Source organism: Pseudomonas sp. LBUM1645 (assembly GCF_059716185.1).
In genome coordinates, this window is the sequence record NZ_CP166811.1 from 6,644,528 (window position 1) to 6,661,509 (window position 16,982).

The window sequence follows — 16,982 nt, forward strand, 5'->3', positions numbered from 1 at the left end:
AAGCTTACTGCGCTTTGGTATCCGTCGCCGGAGTAGCAGCAGGCTTGGCCGCTACTTTCTTCGCCGGTTCAGCCTTCTTCGCCGGTGTCTTTTTAGCCTCGGCTTTAGCCGCAGGTTTTTTCGCCGCAGCTTTGGCCGGGGCTTTTTTGGCCGGTTCGGCTTTCACCGGGGCCGCTGGTTTCGGCGCTTCGACCGGTGCTGGCGCTGGGGCCGGCGCAGGTGTTGGAGCCGGTGCAGGAGCAACCGGAGCCACTGGCTCTGGCGCCTTGACCGGTGCCGGCTTGTCGTCCGCCCCAAAGAACAGGTTGCTGAAGAAGTTACCTTTCTTCGCCGCCACAGCACCGGCCGCCGCAACGGTCGCTGCCGGAACAACTTTCGCCGGTTCAAACGACTTGCCGGCCGCCAGGTCTTCTACCTGACTGGCTGCCCGCTGACCGGTGCGCAATGCACCTTCCAGCGTGCCTGGGTACAAGGTGTCGGTGTGTTCGCCGGCAAAGGCTACGCGCTGAATCGGACGTTCCCACAGGCGCCAGTACTTGCTGATCTGGCCAGGACCGAACGCCAGGTAAGCGCCGCCCATCGATGGGTCGGTGCTGTAGCGGCGGATTTCATAACCGGTGAACGAACCGCGCGCCTGTGGATAAAAGGCGTGCAGACGGATCAGCACCTGATCGACCATCTGCTTGTCGCCGAAAGCCTGCATCACGCGCGCGTTGTCGCCGGACAGGTTGATCACCACATTGGCGCCGCCCTTCAGCGCCGGCTCAACCCACAACATGCCCAGACCGGTGTTGCTGTAGATCTCGCCGGTCATCCGCGCCTTGCTTTCCCACACTGGCGTCTTGAACTTCAGCATGATCTGGTCGCGCCAACCGTAGTTGGTGCCCTTGATCGCGCCCATGTGCTGGGTATCCAGCGACGGAGTCATCTGGATCTTGTTCAGCGCGCGCAATGGCACGGCCACGACGACGTAGTCAGCTTGATAGCCAACGCTGCCGACTTTGACGGTCACGCCGTCCTTGTCCTGGGTGATCGCCGAGACCGGGGAGCTGGTCTTGATGGTTTTCAGTTGTTTGACGAAAGCCTGGGCCAACACCGGGCTACCGCCGAGCAGACGCGAAGCGCGCAGGTCACGGTCGGCAACGCCACGGTAAACGCGGCTTTGCTGTGCGAAGTACAGCAGCGACAGACGCGACGGTTCGTCATAACGGGTACGAATCTGCTGATTCACCAACTGACGTGCGGTGGCCGGCAGACTCAGACGGTCGAGCCAGTTGGCCACGTTGATCTGGTCCAGGGCGAACAGTGTGCTGTTGGCCGCTGGGTTCTGCGGGTCTTCGATCGAGCGCGCCAGATCGTCCAGGGTTTTTTCGTAGCGCTTGAGCGCGTCGCTGGTGGCCGGTTGCTTGGTGGACAGATCGGCGGCGGTGAAATACTCACCGTCAATCAGGTAGCCCGGGGTCCGCACGAACTCAGGGGCTGGCGTGGTGCTCAGCTTGAAGGTCGAAACGTACTTGTTCAGAACCGGTTGGGTCTTGTCGTTGCCGATCCACTCACTGGTGGCCATACCGGAGCGACCGCCCATGCTCGGTTTGGCTTCCAGCAGGGTGACCTGCCAGCCCTTGTTTTGCAGTTCGTAAGCCGCAGTGAGGCCAGACAGCCCTCCGCCGATCACGATCGCCGTTTTATCCTTGGCCAGCGCAGACACGCTGAACAGCCCCAACATCACCAGCGCACAGGCGCGCAGCCAACCAGCAGACATTCAGCGAACTCCGGAAATACACGTAGGAAATAGCGGTTTTGCGAGTCAGACGACTCAAAGAACCGCGAAGAATACGTCAGCCATCAAAAGGCCGCCAGCGACGTCTATCCACCTATACAAAGTAGCTCAATCCACACAATGGGTTGTCCCCACGTCACGCATTGCATAGGCTTGCGCGATTGTTTGCCCGCGCATGTCGCGAGCCGCCTCGAGGAGACTGAAAATGGGCCTGAATAATCAGTGGATGCAACGCGATCTCGCGGTGTTGTGGCATCCCTGCACCCAGATGAAAGACCACGAACAGCTGCCGCTGATCCCGATCAAACGCGGTGAAGGCGTCTGGCTGGAAGACTTCGAAGGCAAACGTTACCTAGATGCCGTCAGCTCCTGGTGGGTCAACGTGTTTGGTCACGCCAACCCGCGGATCAACCAGCGCATCAAGGATCAGGTCGATCAGCTGGAACACGTGATCCTCGCCGGTTTCAGCCATCAGCCCGTCATCGAGCTGTCCGAGCGTCTGGTGAAGATGACGCCGGAAGGCCTGACCCGGTGCTTCTACGCCGATAACGGTTCGTCCTGCATCGAAGTCGCGTTGAAAATGAGCTTTCACTACTGGCTCAACCGCGGCCAGCCGAACAAGAAGCGCTTCGTCACCCTGACCAACAGCTACCACGGCGAAACCATGGCAGCGATGTCGGTGGGCGACGTGCCGCTGTTCACCGAAACCTACAAGGCGCTGCTGCTGGACACCATCAAGGTGCCGAGCCCCGATTGCTACCTGCGCCCGGATGGCATGAGCTGGGAAGAACATTCGCGCAACATGTTTGCTGCCATGGAACAAACTCTGGCCGAGAATCACGACACCGTCGCGGCAGTCATCGTCGAGCCTCTGATCCAGGGCGCTGGCGGCATGCGCATGTACCACCCGGTTTATCTGAAATTGCTGCGCGAAGCCTGCGACCGCTATGGCGTGCACCTGATCCACGACGAAATCGCCGTTGGCTTCGGCCGCACCGGGACGATGTTCGCCTGCGAACAGGCCGGCATCCGCCCGGACTTCCTCTGCCTGTCCAAGGCTCTGACCGGCGGTTACCTGCCGTTGGCGGCCTGTGTGACGACCGAAGATGTCTACAGCGCCTTCTACGACGACTACCCGACCCTGCGCGCCTTCCTGCATTCCCACAGCTACACCGGCAATCCGCTGGCGTGCGCGGCGGCATTGGCGACTTTGGATATCTTCGAAGAAGACAACGTCATCGAGAACAACAAGGCCCTGTCTCAGCGCATGGCCAGCGCCACTGCGCACCTGGCCGATCACCCGAATGTTTCGGAAGTGCGTCAGACCGGCATGGTGCTGGCCATCGAGATGGTCAAGGACAAGGCCACCAAGGAAGCTTATCCGTGGCAGGAACGTCGCGGCTTGAAAGTGTTCCAGCATGCGTTGGAGCGTGGTGCTTTACTTCGACCGTTGGGCAGCGTGGTGTACTTCCTGCCGCCGTACGTGATCACGCCTGAACAGATCGACTTTCTGGCCGAAGTGGCCAGCGAAGGCATCGACATCGCTACTCGCGATAGCGTCAGCGTGGCGGTGCCGAAAGACTTCCATCCGGGCTTCCGAGATCCGGGCTGATTGATTTCACCTAAGCTTCTGCGGTGACCGGACTACCGTCATCGCGAGCAAGCTCGCTCCCACAGTTGACCGCGTACACCTGTGGGAGCGAGCTTGCTCGCGATAGGGCCGCTAAAACCTGCACACATTTTACAGAGACCCCCGATGAGACTGTCCCGCTTCTTTATCGACGCCCCCTTGAGCACCGGCGAACACGAGTTGCCCGAGGCCCAGGCCCATTACATCAGCCGCGTGCTGCGCATGGCCGAGGGTGATGCGCTGCAACTGTTCGACGGTTCGGGCCATGAGTTTCGCGCCACGCTGGTGGAGGTCGGCAAGAAGCGCGTCGTCGTGCAGATCGATGAAAGCTTCGCCGGGCAGGTCGAGTCGCCACTGCAGATCCATCTCGGCCAGGGCTTGTCCCGTGGCGAGCGGATGGACTGGGCGATTCAGAAAGCCACTGAACTGGGCGTCACTGAAATCACCCCGATCTTCAGCGACCGCTGCGAAGTCCGGCTGAAGGATGAGCGCGCCGACAAACGCCTGATGCACTGGCGCCAGGTTGCGATCAGCGCGTGCGAGCAATGCGGGCGTTCACGGGTGCCGGTGATTCATCCGCCACTGCTGCTGGCGGATTGGTTGAAGCAGACGGAGGCCGAATTGAAGTTGGTGCTGCATCCGGTGGCCGAGCCGCTGGTAAGCCATGCGAAGCCTGAGACCTTGGCGTTCCTGATTGGCCCGGAAGGCGGGTTGTCCGATGCTGAGGTTGATCAGGCCAAGAGTGCCGGGTTCCATGCTGCTCGCCTTGGGCCTCGGGTGTTGCGGACAGAGACCGCGCCGGTGGTTGCGCTTGCGGTTGCTCAACAGTTGTGGGGTGACTTCTAAGACTTAAAAGATCGCAGCCTTCGGCAGCTCCTACAGTTGAAACGCGATCCCTGTAGGAGCTGCCGCAGGCTGCGATCTTTTGATCTTATTGCACCGGATCACTCACTGGCTTGGCGATGATTGCTTTCAGTTCGCTGGTCATCGGGAATTCCAGGTTCAGGCCTTTGGGTGGGATCGGTTGCTGGAACCAGCGCTGATAGATGCCGTTGATCTCGCCCGAGCTGTATAGATCGGCGAGGGTCGAGTTCACCAATTCGAGAAACTGCGGGTCGCCCTTGCGCACCATGCAGCTGTAGATTTCCCGCGACTGCTCCTCGCCCACCACAACCCAATTATGCGGATCGCGGGCCTTGGCGCGTTCGCCGTAAAGCAGCGCGTCATCCATATAGAACGCCGCTGCCCGACCTGACTGCAACATCTGGAAGGCTTCGCCGTGGTCCTTGGCGCTGATCACGAACATATCGATCTTGTTATCGACGTTATAGCTCTTCAGAAACCGCTCGTTGGTGGTGCCGGCGGTGGTCACGACGTTCTTGCCTCGCAGGTCGGCGAAGCTTTTGATGCCGCTGTCCTTCGCCGTGAGCAACTGACCCTTCACGTAGATGAACCCGTAGGAAAACGCCACTTGCTGCATGCGCTCGGCGGTCACGCCGGTGGAGCCGCACTCAAGGTCGACCGTGCCGTTCTGCACCAGCGGAATGCGCGTTTGCGAGGTCACCAGGTTGTACTTCACCTGCAGATCCGGCAGCTCAAGCTTTTGCTTGATGCGCTCGACAATCTTGCTCGCCAGATCCACCGAATAGCCCATCGGCTGCCCCGTGTGATCACCCACGTAGGAGAACGGCACCGACGCGTCGCGATAGCCCAGCGTGATGCTCTTGGCATTGGCGACCTTGTTCAGCGTGCCGGTCAGCGGCGCTTCGTTGGCCTGGACCTGACTGGCGAGCAGCAGGCCGAGGGTGCAGCCGATCAACGTGATTTTTTGCATTGTTATTCTCCGTTGTGGGTAAGGCGATTAGCGGCGGGCGGCGATCACGGTGATTTCCACCAGCACCTCTGGACGGGCCAGTTGCGCCTGCAAAGTAGTGCGGGTCGGCGCGTTGCCCGGTGACAGCCATTGCGACCAGACCTCGTTCATGGCGGCGAAATCGCGGCCAATGTCGTTCAGGTAAATGGTCGCGTTGAGCAGATGATCCTTGTCGCTGCCAGCCTCAGCCAGCAACGTGTCGATCTTCGCCAGCACTTCGGCGGTTTGGCCGGTGACGTCGGTGCTGTCACCCGGAACCTGTCCTGAGAGAAACACCAGATCGCCAAAGGTCACCGCGCCAGAGAGTCGGCTGTTGCTGTTGATTCGGTTGATGTTCATCGGTTTTTCCTTTTCAAGTCAGGCGACGCGGGGGGCGAGGCCCTGCATTTCGATTGAAGGTGTGCGCCGAGCGATCAACTCGCTGAGCACCCGGGCACTGCCACAGGCCAGGGTAAACCCCAGGGCGCCATGGCCGAGGTTGAGCCAGAGATTGCGGTACGCCGTGGCCCCAATCAACGGCACGCCGCTGGGGGTGGCCGGGCGCATGCCGGCCCATTCGATGGCGGCCTCGTAATCGCCGGCGTTCGGTAAGGTTTCCTGCGCCTGGCGTTTGATCAGCGCCAGACGTTTGGGGTCGAGCGCCGGGTCGAAACCGACAATGTCGACCATCGCCGCCACGCGCAGTTGTTCACCGATGCGGGCGTAAACGATCTTGCGGTTGTAATCGGTGATGCTCAGTTCTGGCGCGCGGTGTTCGGCGCGGATGGGCAAGGTCAGGCTGTAGCCCTTGAGCGGATACAGCGGCAGGTTCATACCCGGCAACGCCAGCGCCGGACTGCGATGACCGGCGGCAATCACCAGTTGCTCGACCGGCAGCACTTGCGAACCCATTTCGACGGCCTGCACCGCGCCGTCCGCGTGGCGAATGCCGGTGACCTTGCGACCGAGCAAAAACTCGCAACGCCCCGACGCCTGGAGTCGAGCCAGCAGTTGCTGGCAGAAAGCATGGCAATCGGCGACTTCTTCGTCGGGGGTATAAATCGCGCCCACAAACGGCGCCTCGGCGAGTGCAGGCTCCAGCTGCGCGCATTCGTCCCGCGACAACACGTGCTGCTGTTGCGGATCGGCCAGGCCATGGCACGCATGCTCAAAACTCGCAGCTTCACGAAACGTCACCAGTTTGCCGTTGCGCCGCCAATCGAAACCGTCGAGGCGGTCTTCGTCGCGCCAGCCTTGCAGCGTGGCCTGGCTCAGCAGCGCCAGACGCAGCAGGTGCGCGCCGTTGCGCTGATTCACTGAACGACGGCAAGCTGCCAGGAAAGATGCCATCCAGCGCCATTGCGCCGGGTCCAGGCGCGGGCGCAGCTTCAACGGCGAGTCACCGCGCAGCATCCAGCCAAGCGCCTGAAGCGGAACACCGGCATCGGCCAGTGGCGCGACGTAACGGTAGGACAACTGGCCACCGTTGGCGAAACTGGTCTCGCTGCCCAGCGAATCCCGGGCCTCGATCAGCGTCACGTCGATGCCGTCGCGAACCAGTGCGTATGCCGTCGTCAGCCCGATGACGCCGCCACCGATGATGCAAACCCGCTGAGCCATGTCTGTCCTTAACCGTTATTGAAACAGGCTTCAGGTTAGGACCAGGTGACAGGCGTTGAACAATGCTTAAAGATGCCTGACCCATAAACAAAGGTTATGGACTTGCCATGCGACTGCGACACATCGAGATTTTCCAGGCCATTCGCCAGACCGGTTCGGTCAGTGGCGCCGCGCAGTTGCTGCACGTGTCGCAGCCGGCGGTGAGCAAAGTGCTGCAACACGCCGAACAGCAACTTGGCTTTCCGTTGTTCCTGCGGGTGCGCGGTAAATTGCAGGCCACGCCAGAAGCGCTGGAGCTTGAGCGCGAAGTCGACAAGGTCACCGAAAGCCTGCAAGGCGTGCGACGTCTGGCCCAGAGCCTGCGGCGCGAGCCGGGTCACAGCGTACGGATCGGCGCGATCCCGGCGCTGGCCCTGTCGCTGCTGCCGCCGGCCATCAACGAGTGGACGCAACGCTACCCGGACATTGTCTGCGAACTGTCCAGCGCCCACAGCCGTGAGCTGATGCAGAATTTGTTGATGCGCGAAGTGGATGTCGCGCTGACCTTACAGCCGCCGGATCATCCGGGCCTGAAGGCACAGGTGTTGGCCTGCGGGGTTTTGGTGGCACTGGCGCCGTTGGGTTATTGGGCCGACGACGCCTTGAGCCAACCGTTGCTGTTGAGCGAACTGGCCGGTGCGCCACTGATCGGCCTGTCCAGCGCCGACCCGCTGGCAGCCAGGCTCGACAGCTACCTTGAGGCGGTCGATCCGCCGCCACGGGTTCGCATCGCCGTGCAGACCTATTCGCTCGCACGGGCGATGGTGGAATCCGGTGCCGGGCTGGCGGTGATCGACCCGTTTACCGCGCTTGGCGCGTCCCCCGCCACCACGGCGATTCGACCTTTGGCGCCAGCGTTACCGATCACGTTGTATGCGGTCACCCGCGCCGACGAACCGCCGCCCCACACCTTGAGCGACTTGTTGCAGGTGTTCAGCCGACGGGCGCAGGCGCAACTGGATCGCTTGATCCCCTAGAGACCTCAAAGGACATAAAACAGAATCGCCACGAAGTGCAGCAAACTCCCGGCGATCACGAACAGATGCCAGATCCCGTGGGCATGGCGCAAACGGCTATCCAGCGCAAAAAAGACAATGCCCACGGTGTACAGCACGCCGCCCGACGCCAGCCAGGCGAAACCTGTACTACCCAACGCCGCCAGTAACGGCTTGACCGCCACCAGCACGATCCAGCCCATCACCGCATAGATGACGATCGACAGAATCCGCGCTTCCGAACGCGGTTTGATTTCTTGCAGGATGCCGATCAGCGCCAATCCCCAGACAATCCCGAACAGCGTCCAGCCCCACGGCCCGCGCAATGTCACCAGACAAAAAGGCGTGTAGCTGCCGGCAATCAGCAGGTAGATCGAATAGTGATCGACCTTCTGCATGATCTCTTTCTTGCGCCCACGCACGCTGTGATAAACGGTCGACGCGCTGTAAAGCACCAGCAAGGTGAAGCCGTAAATCGCCACGCTAACAATCTTCCACGGGCTGCCGTCCATGCCGGCGATCACCAGCATCCAAACCACCCCGACAACCGCTGCCACCGCCCCGACCAGATGCGTCCAGGCGTTCAATCTTTCCCCGTGATACATGTGTTGCTCACCTCAAAATTCCCTGCAACATCGCGCAAACTGTAGGAGCTGTCGAGTGAAACGAGGCTGCGATCTTTTGATCTTGAAAAATCGCAGCCTCGTTTCACTCGACAGCTGCTACAAAAGATCGCATACGTGCACAATCGAGCCATTCGAATAAGAGTCTGCATCATGCTGATCGATGAAGAGTTGACCCTGAAAAAACTCGAGGTGTTCCTGGCCTTCATGCGCACCGGCAACCTGGCCCGGGCCGCCGCCGAATTGCAGACCAGCAACGTCAGCGTGCACCGGGCGATCCACTCCCTGGAAAGCGCCCTGCGCTGCCCGCTGTTCAAGCACGAGGGCCGCAATCTCACGCCGCTGGAAAGCGCTTATGTGCTGGAAGAACGGGCGCAGAAGCTGATTCAGGACGTGGTCGAAACCGTGCGCCTGACCCGCGAAGCCGCCGGGTTCTCCGCCGAGCGTTTCAAGCTGGGTTCGCTGTATTCGTTGACGGTGAAAACGGTGCCGCAGTTGATCATGGGCCTGAAGATCCGCCGCAGCGAACTCAACATCGACCTGATCCTCGGCTCGAACTTCGACCTGCTGTACAAGCTCAAGAACATGGAAGTCGACGCGATCCTGGTGTCGCTGGACGAAAGCGTCAACGACCCGGACTGCGAGCAGATTCAGCTGTTTTCCGACGACATCTTTCTTGCCACACCGGCTGATTCAAGGTTTGCGCAACGGACCGAAGTCGACCTGGCCGAAGTGCGCGATGAGACATTCATTACGCTGACCCAGGGCTTTGCCACGCACCAGGACGGTAATCGGGTGTTCAAGCAGGCGGGGTTCGAACCGAAGGTGGCGATGCAGGTCAACGACATCTTCACCCTGCTGAGCATGGTCAGCTCGGGCGTGGGTTATGCGTTGCTGCCGGGACGGATTGCGGCGGTGTATGAGAATCGGGTGAAGCTGATTCCGTTGCAGGAAAAGTATCGGTTGCAGCAGCACATTGGGGTGGTGTTTTTGAAGGCCAAGGAGCGGGATCCGAATTTGCTGGCGCTGTTGGCGGAGTGTCGGATGTATGCGAATCGCCAGGCCTGAGACCGTGTCGCCTGCATCGCGGGCAAGCCTTGCTCCTACAGAGAGCGCGCACATCCTGTAGGAGCATGGCTTGCCCGCGATGAGGCCATCACCGGTGATACAAATCTAGGCTTAACCGACAATCCCGCGAACAATGAAGTACAGCAACGAAGGCCCAAGCAAGCACCCAAGCCCGGTGTGAAACGTCGCCGTCAACGCCCCATAAGGCACCAACCGCCGATCCGTCGCCGCCAACCCGGCCGTCACACCGCTGACGGTGCCAGCCAACCCACCAAACACCATCGCCGAACGCGGGTTATCCAGCCCCATCCAGCGCGCCGCCATCGGTGTGCCGACCATCACGAAAATCGCCTTGATCAACCCGGTGGCAATCGACAACGCCACCACATCCGAACTCGCGCCAATCGCCGCCCCGGTCACCGGCCCGACGATATAAGTCACCGCACCCGCGCCGATGGTGGTCATGCTGATCGCATCGCGATAACCAAACGCCCAGGCCATGCTTGCGCCGACAATAAATGGCAGGATCGTGCCCAGCAGCAGCGCAATCACACCTATCAAACCGGCCTTTTTCGCTTCGGTGGCTTGCACTTCGAATGCCGTGGCGACGATCGCAAAGTCCCGCAGCATGGCGCCGCCCATCAGACCGATGCCGGAAAACAGCGTCAGGTCCGCCAGGCCTTTTTGCCCGCCCGTCATGGTGCCGCCGACCCAGGCAAGAACAAGCCCGATGACGATGGCAATTGCCGAACCGTGAATCCGTCCGAACGTCAGGCGCTTGGACAGCACCACCGACACCCACATGATCACGCCGACGAACGCGAACGCGGTAACCAGACTGTTATTGGCCAGACCTTTCTCAATGAGTTCCCACATATCAGCGACCTCCTACTGGCGTGCCGACCGGCGTTATTTCCGCCGGTTCATCGGGCAACGGTTCGCCTTTGTGAGTCCGGCTGATCAGGGCAATGGTGCAACCGCAGATCACCACAGATCCGATCGCCGCCAGCACCGCTACCGGGCCGCCGTGCAGGGCGGTGACGACATTCTGTTGCGCGGCCATTGCGACCACCACCGGAATGTACATGGCGCCCCAGAAACCGACGCCCATCTCGCAATCCTTGGTCATGCCGCCGCGTTTTTGCATCCACAACCGCGCGCAGATCAACAGGATCATCGCGATCCCGACGCCGCCAACGTTGGATTTCACACCCAGCAACACGCCGAGCATGTCGCCCACGATTACCCCTGCCAGCGTACAAATCGCCAACAGCGCCACACCGTAAATAATCATTGTTGTTGTCCTCAAAGTGCATCGTCGAATGTTGTTTTTGTTGTTCGAAGGCCTGAGTCGGTGTTCTAGGGTTGGCGGCTTCCCTCCTCACGCAACAGCGCCTGCAAGGTATCGAGCCGCGCACCGTCGAAAGCAATCACGGTGCCCTGCTCGAACACCCGGCGCGCCAGCCCGGTCAGCACCGCACCGGGCGGCAGTTCGATCTGTAGACGTACGCCGCGCTCGTAGGCGCTTTGTACCGTGCCGCGCCAATCGACGACGCGGCACATGTTGAACGTCAGGTCGTCGCGCAAGGCTTCAGTGTTGATAACGGGCCGGGCGCGACTGCCGCTCAGGTAGCCCAGCGTCGGTGTTTTCAGCTGCACCTTGGCGAAGGCTTCGGCCAGGGTTTTCGCAGGCGTTTCCAGCAGCGGGCAATGGGACGGCACGCTGACGGCCAGACGTTTGGCCAGACCTGCACCGCGACTTTTCGCCAACTCGGCCACCGCTTTCATCGCGCCATCGCTGCCGGCAATGACCACCTGGTTATCGGCGTTGATGTTGGCCAGGTAAACCGGCGTGTCGACGCGGTGAACCTGAGCCAGCAAGCCTTCCACCGTGGCCAGATCCAGACCGATAATCGCGGTCATGCCGAAGCCTTGTGGATAAGCCTGTTGCATCAACTCACCGCGCAGACTCACCAGATGCAGCGCATCGCTGAAACTCAAGGCGCCGGCGACCACCGCTGCCGGGTAGGCGCCGATAGACAATCCCGCCACGTAATCCGCCGTAATTAACAACTGGCGTGAAGCCGCGACGCCTGCAATCAGCAAGCAAAGCTGAACCGCCCTTGTCGACTTCAACGCCTCGGCAGAATCCAGCAGCAATGCATCTTCGCCAAGCACTTCACTCGCCTCGATCACCGTCTCGCGAGGCAAACGATGCAGCATGCCCGGCTGCTGTGCGCCCTGGCCGGGGAACACCAGCAAGCTGCTCACGCTGCTTGCTCCTGCGGGTTCCAGGGATTGGTTACCAGACAGGCTTCATTGGCGTTTTTTAGCAGGATCCGTTGCGATGGACCGGCCCATTCGCGCAGGGCGACAGCGCCGTTTGGCGTTTGCAGTTGCATGTCCACTTTGCAGAAAGACGCATCAAACAACCTCAGCATTTCCTGTGCCTGCACACGATCCAACGGCTGCGGTGTACGCAGGATCAAGTCGAGATCGCTGCCCTCATGCAATGCCTGAAAACCGCTGGCCAATTCAAACCCGGCACTGCCGCTGACACCCCACACCCACTCACAGGAATCGAGCATCGGCCGCAGTTGATTGAGGGCGCGCACTGCCGGCAAATCCCGATCAATCGAGACATGGCAAAGCGCTTCCGGCTGTACCCGACGCTGAATCGAATCGACCGACATCACCGTTGCATACCGCTGTTCACGCAAACGCCCACGCACCCCGACCGCGATGTGATCCGCCGCACTCAACGCACGCCGAACCACCACCGGTTGACCCGCACTGATCGACTCGATCACCCACGAAGGTGCATCCGCAGGCAACTGCTCCGGGGTCATCCCCCAGAGCAGGTCGTGGGCCAGAAGCGTGTTCACCACTGCTCTCTCAGCAATTGGCGAACCTGACTCGACGCCGCACGGTTGCTCGCGCCCAAGCGGCTGCTCAGGTCGCGCCCTTTCGCGGCGACATCGCCAATCGCCTGGCTCAGGCATTCAGTCACCCGCGTCAGATCCGCCGCCGTCGGCTGCTCGATCTGTTCCACCGACAAGGTTTCCCAAAGCAGTCCAAGGCTGGCGTAACTGTCGATGTCGTACGCCATCGGCGGCACGCTGGCGGCCAAGGCTTCGAGTTCTTCGACGCTGCGCAAAGTCACCCGCGCCGCCGAAGCCTTGCCCATCGCGTGAACCATCACGCCCGGATCGCGCAACGCAATCAGCCGATTAGCCTGATACCCGTGAGCCAGAAATGCCCCGGACATCGCCTTGCCCACCAGCAAACCGATCACTGCATGGCCGGCCAGTCGGGCACGGGCATAACTGTCTGCGGCACCGGCCAAGGCCTGATGAATGCCGAGCGCTTCTTCGCGCCGACCGTAGGCCTGACTCGGCACATCGACGATGGCGATCAAGGCGCGTTTCTGCGGTTTATCCAGATCGGCCGCGATAACTTCATCCACAGCCTTCGCCAAGCCCCAACCTTCCAGCAAACCGACCTCGCCATTGCGGGCGCGGACGAAACGGTTGTCGGGGTCAGCCACCACCGCGATAAAGCGAACGGGCTGGTCACCCAATACACCGTCGGCAACCTTCAATGAAGCGGGCAAACCATCCACCGGTTTCGCGCCCGCACTCAAGGCGTTGAACCAGTTCAAACCTCTCAGGGAATACGAACTCATGAGCGCTCTCCTTGATACAGATCGCGAACCGTTGACGGCTCGATTTGCGGCTCGGCGTCCAGACGGGCCAACCGTTGCAGGAACAATTCGGCCTGACGGCTGCGTTGCTGTTCAGGCAAACCTTGTTTAAGCAATTCGCTGACCTGCTGCTGAACCTGCGCCACGTCGTCAGCGACAAAACGATCCGCCAAACCACTGGCAAAACGTTGCTCGCCACCGGTCAGGCTCCAGATGAAAGGACGATCACGGGAGTCATATTCCTCAAGCCCGGCTTCCTGCTCGATCACTTGCGGACCATTCAGGCCAAGCCGCGCTTCTTGAGTCACTAGCAAATAGCTGCACAACCCGGCAGCAATCGACATCCCGCCAAAGCAACCCACGCTGCCCGCCACCACGCCAACCACTGGCTGGTATTGGCGCAGATCGACAATCGCCGCATGAATATCGGCAATCGCCGCCAGCCCGAGGTTGGCTTCCTGCAAACGCACGCCACCGGTTTCCAGCAGCAACACGGCGCGCGTGGGAATGCCATTGCGGTTGTCTTTGGCGGCGAGTTCCAGCGCACCGGCAATCTTCGCCCCGCCGACCTCACCGAGGCTGCCGCCCTGAAACGCGCCTTCGATCGCGGCGATGACCACCGGCAAACCGCCGATGCTGCCCTTGGCGATCACTACGCCGTCATCGGCTTGCGGCACCACGCCCTGGCGCGACAGCCATGGCGACATGACACGCTGAAACGGGTCGAGCAATTCGCGGAAGGTGCCGGCGTCGAGCAAGGCTTTTGCCCGTTGCCGGGCGCCGAGTTCGACGAAGCTATGCTTGTGGAGGAGTTCTGCACTGTCACTCATGGCCGATCTCCTCAAAGCCTTGTTCCAGACGCAAGCGCACCACGCCCGGCGTCGCGCCGAAATCGTGGATATCAATCGCCATCGCCGGCGGTGTCTGACCGTCGAACATCCGCGCGAACAGATGCTGCCAGCGCTGTTCGGCGCCATTGACCGACGTTTGCACCTTGATCGTCAGTTTGCCGGCCTGACCCGGTTCGATCAGCACTTCCAGATCGCCCGAGCCGACACAACCCACCAGCGTCCGGCCACGTGGCGGCTGCCCGGCGGAGAATTCAAAAGATAAGGTTTCCATCAGAAAGCTCCCTGGATGAGGCCGTCGCCAGACTCGATGCGGTCGATGAACAGGCAAGCTGCGAGCAAGTCAGCAGCACCGCCGGGCGAGGCATTCAACGCGATGAGTTGTTGGTCCAGCTCATGCAAACGGCGGCGGCCGGCGAGGCTGGCACTGCCGCCCGCATCGAGTACCGCTTGGGCGCCGAGTTGCATGGTCTGCAGACCTTGTTCCCCTGCGCGGTAGAGCACGCAGGTGTCGGCCAGATTCGTCATGATCGCCAGCAAGGCATCGAGCCGAGCGTTCTGCTCGCCATGACCGGCGGCGCGGCTGCGTTTGAGTTGCGGCAGAGCACGCTGAATCACCGCTGGGAAACCGAGCTGTGCTTCTTCACGGGCACCGCGGGCGCCGTAACGCTGAGCGACTTGCGCGCCGTGGCTCAGAGGACGCGGCGCGTAACGGTCGTCGAGCAAGGCCAGAGGTGCGGCGCGCAAAGTGATGGAGCCTGCGGCAGCGGATTCGGGTTCCAGTGCAGCCGCCGCGACCAACAGACCCAAGGCCCAGATGGCGCCGCGATGGGTGTTCACGCCGCCCGTGGTGGCGAGCATCACTTCCTCGCCTTCACGACCAATCAGGCCAATGGCTTCGCGCAGCGGCAGACCCACCTCGCCGAACTCAATGGCGGCCTCCGCCATTTCCTTGAACGCAGGCCACAGGGACAGCGCCGAGGCGTGCATCAGCCCGAGGTGTAAATCGGTATGCGCGCCATTGCCACGACGGTCGACCAGCGCCGGTTTCGGCGACAGGTCCGCTTCGTCGATCAGCGCGTCCACCGCCAGATCCGCCAGCCGCTCAGCCAGGGAAAGGGTTTTCGGTTGCAGGTTGAATGCGTGCATTACCAGCTCCTGAACTTGGCGGGCGGGTTGTAGAGACCACCGGACCACTCGACCAGATCGGCCACACTTTTGGCGGCGAGCAACTCGCGGGTGGCGTCGGTGCGGCGGATGCCGAGGTCTTCGGGCAAGGCGATCAGGCCTTCGCGGCGCATGCGCGCGGTGTCTTTCGGGTTGTGGCGCAGACCGATGACAGTCACTCCGGCCACGGCCGCGATCATCGCCTGACGTTCTTCCAGCGAACGCGCCTTGTACAAATAGGCGATGCCTTCTTCGGTTAGCAGATGGGTGACGTCGTCGCCGTAGATCATGATCGGCGCCAGTGGCATGCCGCTTTTTCTCGCCACTTCCACCGCGTCGAGGGTTTCGACGAAGGTCGGTTTGCCGCCCTCCTGGAAGGTCTCGACCATTTGCACCACGAGTTTTTTGCCCCGCTCCAGCAGCGCTTCGGGCGCATCGTCGTGACGCATGTCGAGCCAGGCTGGTGTGCTGTGACGACGGCCGCGCGGGTCGTGGCCCATGTTCGGCGCACCACCGAAACCGGCCAGGCGGCCGCGCGTCACGGTGGAGGAATGGCCGTCGCCATCGACTTGCAGCGTGGCACCGATAAACAGGTCCACCGCGTATTGCCCGGCCAGTTGGCAGAACATCCGGTTGGAGCGCAGGGAGCCATCACGGCCGGTGAAGAACACATCAGGCCGAGCGGCGATGTAGTTTTCCATGCCCAATTCGGTGCCGAAGCAATGCACGCTTTCGACCCAGCCGCTTTCGATGGCGGGAATCAAGGTTGGGTGCGGATTGAGCGTCCAGTTGCGGCAGATCTTGCCTTTCAGGCCGAGGGATTCGCCGTAGGTCGGCAGGATCAATTCGATGGCGGCGGTGTTGAAACCGATGCCGTGGTTCAGGGACTGGACGTTGTGTTTCTCGTAGATCCCGCGGATCGCCATCATCGCCATCAACACATGCACAGGCTTGATGTGGCGCGGGTCGCGGGTGAACAGCGGTTCGATGTAGAACGGCTTGTCCGCCACCACCACGAAATCGACCCAGGAGGCCGGGATGTCGACGCGGGGCAACTCGCTGACATCGTCCACCAGTTGATTGACCTGAACGATGACGATGCCGTCGCTGAAGGCGGCCGGTTCGATCAATGCGGGCGTGTCTTCTGTGCTCGGGCCGGTGTAGATGTTGCCGGCGCGGTCGGCCATGAAACCGGCCGAGAGCACGACGTTGGGAATCAGGTCCACCACCAGCCGCGCATAAAGCTCGATGTAGGTATGGATCGCGCCGATTTCCAGCAGGCCGTCTTCCAGCAACTGGCTGATGCGCAGGCTTTGGGTGCCGGCGAAGGAGAAATCGAGCTTGCGGGCGATGCCGCGTTCAAACAGGTCGAGATGCTCGGAGCGTCCGACGCTGGGCATGATCATGTGCAGATCATGCAGCTTCGCCGGATCAGCCTTGGCTAGGGAGCGGGACAGGAAATCCGCCTGCTTCTGGTTATTGCCCTCCAGCACCACACGGTCGCCGGGCAGGATCAAGGCCTCCAGCGCCGCAACGATTTTGTCGGTGGGCAAGACCACACCGTCGGCGAAACCCCGTACCAGCTCGAGACGCCGCTGCTTTTCGCTGCGCCGCCGCGTCCATCGCGAGTCGGGGGATATTGTTGTTGTCATGACCA

At 61.4% G+C, this 16,982-nt stretch carries 18 protein-coding genes; 4 read left to right on the forward strand and 14 right to left on the reverse strand.

The genetic code is table 11. The features are described 5' to 3' along the window. Nucleotides 1-4: 4 nt before the first annotated feature. Nucleotides 5-1,762: a flavin monoamine oxidase family protein gene (locus ACA079_RS30285; RefSeq protein WP_497701914.1), complete on the reverse strand. Its 1,758-nt coding sequence runs from the start codon at nucleotides 1,760-1,762 to the stop codon at nucleotides 5-7. Between the two features lie 223 nt (nucleotides 1,763-1,985). On the opposite strand from ACA079_RS30285, the gene ACA079_RS30290 reads away from it, so the two are divergent. Next, a complete protein-coding gene (locus tag ACA079_RS30290; protein WP_497701915.1) occupies nucleotides 1,986-3,392 on the forward strand; it encodes an adenosylmethionine--8-amino-7-oxononanoate transaminase in 1,407 nt (468 codons plus the stop codon). 144 nt (nucleotides 3,393-3,536) lie between these two features. Beyond that, nucleotides 3,537-4,256, forward strand: coding sequence for a 16S rRNA (uracil(1498)-N(3))-methyltransferase (locus tag ACA079_RS30295; protein ID WP_497701916.1), 720 nt, complete (start codon nucleotides 3,537-3,539; stop codon nucleotides 4,254-4,256). Nucleotides 4,257-4,341: 85 nt separating this feature from the next. Here ACA079_RS30295 and ACA079_RS30300 read toward each other — a convergent pair whose 3' ends face one another. Genes ACA079_RS30300 through ACA079_RS30310 form a run of 3 tightly spaced genes read right to left on the reverse strand, consistent with a single transcriptional unit; the run spans nucleotide 4,342 to nucleotide 6,882 of the window. After that, on the reverse strand, nucleotides 4,342-5,244 hold the full coding sequence (locus tag ACA079_RS30300) for a transporter substrate-binding domain-containing protein (protein WP_008152556.1): 903 nt from the start codon (nucleotides 5,242-5,244) through the stop codon (nucleotides 4,342-4,344). Nucleotides 5,245-5,271: 27 nt separating this feature from the next. Then, the gene (locus ACA079_RS30305) at nucleotides 5,272-5,622 is read right to left on the reverse strand and encodes a RidA family protein (protein WP_497701917.1); all 351 of its coding nucleotides are present in this window, start codon (nucleotides 5,620-5,622) and stop codon (nucleotides 5,272-5,274) included. Nucleotides 5,623-5,640: 18 nt separating this feature from the next. After that, the gene (locus ACA079_RS30310) at nucleotides 5,641-6,882 is read right to left on the reverse strand and encodes a D-amino acid dehydrogenase (RefSeq protein WP_497701918.1); all 1,242 of its coding nucleotides are present in this window, start codon (nucleotides 6,880-6,882) and stop codon (nucleotides 5,641-5,643) included. 107 nt (nucleotides 6,883-6,989) lie between these two features. Between ACA079_RS30310 and ACA079_RS30315 the strand changes: the two genes are divergently transcribed. After that, nucleotides 6,990-7,898, forward strand: a complete 909-nt coding sequence (locus tag ACA079_RS30315; protein WP_497701919.1) for a LysR family transcriptional regulator — start codon at nucleotides 6,990-6,992, stop codon at nucleotides 7,896-7,898. Between the two features lie 5 nt (nucleotides 7,899-7,903). Here ACA079_RS30315 and trhA read toward each other — a convergent pair whose 3' ends face one another. Continuing rightward, a complete protein-coding gene (gene trhA, locus ACA079_RS30320; RefSeq protein WP_415771981.1) occupies nucleotides 7,904-8,521 on the reverse strand; it encodes a PAQR family membrane homeostasis protein TrhA in 618 nt (205 codons plus the stop codon). Nucleotides 8,522-8,692: 171 nt separating this feature from the next. Between trhA and ACA079_RS30325 the strand changes: the two genes are divergently transcribed. Then, nucleotides 8,693-9,607, forward strand: coding sequence for a LysR family transcriptional regulator (locus ACA079_RS30325; protein WP_140674988.1), 915 nt, complete (start codon nucleotides 8,693-8,695; stop codon nucleotides 9,605-9,607). A 111-nt stretch (nucleotides 9,608-9,718) separates the two neighbouring features. Here the strand turns inward: ACA079_RS30325 and madM are convergent, their stop codons facing one another. The 9 genes from madM to mdcA all read right to left on the reverse strand — a co-directional run bounded on the left by madM (nucleotide 9,719) and on the right by mdcA (nucleotide 16,977). Continuing rightward, nucleotides 9,719-10,483: a malonate transporter subunit MadM gene (gene madM, locus ACA079_RS30330; RefSeq protein ID WP_140674991.1), complete on the reverse strand. Its 765-nt coding sequence runs from the start codon at nucleotides 10,481-10,483 to the stop codon at nucleotides 9,719-9,721. A 1-nt stretch (nucleotide 10,484) separates the two neighbouring features. Beyond that, nucleotides 10,485-10,901 carry a malonate transporter subunit MadL gene (madL, locus tag ACA079_RS30335; RefSeq protein WP_046045246.1) on the reverse strand — a complete coding sequence of 139 codons (417 nt, stop codon included), beginning with the start codon at nucleotides 10,899-10,901 and terminating at the stop codon, nucleotides 10,485-10,487. 65 nt (nucleotides 10,902-10,966) lie between these two features. After that, nucleotides 10,967-11,878 (reverse strand): malonate decarboxylase subunit epsilon, encoded by a 912-nt coding sequence (mdcH, locus tag ACA079_RS30340; protein WP_497701920.1) that lies wholly within the window; start codon nucleotides 11,876-11,878, stop codon nucleotides 10,967-10,969. Next, a complete protein-coding gene (locus ACA079_RS30345) occupies nucleotides 11,875-12,495 on the reverse strand; it encodes a malonate decarboxylase holo-ACP synthase (protein WP_497701921.1) in 621 nt (206 codons plus the stop codon). The genes mdcH and ACA079_RS30345 overlap by 4 nt, the downstream gene beginning before the upstream one ends. After that, nucleotides 12,489-13,292, reverse strand: a complete 804-nt coding sequence (gene mdcE / locus ACA079_RS30350; protein WP_497701922.1) for a biotin-independent malonate decarboxylase subunit gamma — start codon at nucleotides 13,290-13,292, stop codon at nucleotides 12,489-12,491. Before mdcE ends, ACA079_RS30345 begins: the two co-directional genes overlap by 7 nt. Next, nucleotides 13,289-14,140: a biotin-independent malonate decarboxylase subunit beta gene (locus tag ACA079_RS30355; protein WP_497701923.1), complete on the reverse strand. Its 852-nt coding sequence runs from the start codon at nucleotides 14,138-14,140 to the stop codon at nucleotides 13,289-13,291. The genes mdcE and ACA079_RS30355 overlap by 4 nt, the downstream gene beginning before the upstream one ends. Beyond that, complete coding sequence (locus tag ACA079_RS30360) at nucleotides 14,133-14,432, reverse strand: malonate decarboxylase subunit delta (RefSeq protein WP_497701924.1); 300 nt, start codon at nucleotides 14,430-14,432, stop codon at nucleotides 14,133-14,135. Before ACA079_RS30360 ends, ACA079_RS30355 begins: the two co-directional genes overlap by 8 nt. Then, on the reverse strand, nucleotides 14,432-15,307 hold the full coding sequence (locus ACA079_RS30365) for a triphosphoribosyl-dephospho-CoA synthase (RefSeq protein ID WP_497701925.1): 876 nt from the start codon (nucleotides 15,305-15,307) through the stop codon (nucleotides 14,432-14,434). The genes ACA079_RS30360 and ACA079_RS30365 overlap by 1 nt, the downstream gene beginning before the upstream one ends. Beyond that, nucleotides 15,307-16,977, reverse strand: coding sequence for a malonate decarboxylase subunit alpha (gene mdcA / locus ACA079_RS30370; protein WP_497701926.1), 1,671 nt, complete (start codon nucleotides 16,975-16,977; stop codon nucleotides 15,307-15,309). The genes ACA079_RS30365 and mdcA overlap by 1 nt, the downstream gene beginning before the upstream one ends. Nucleotides 16,978-16,982: the final 5 nt, after the last annotated feature.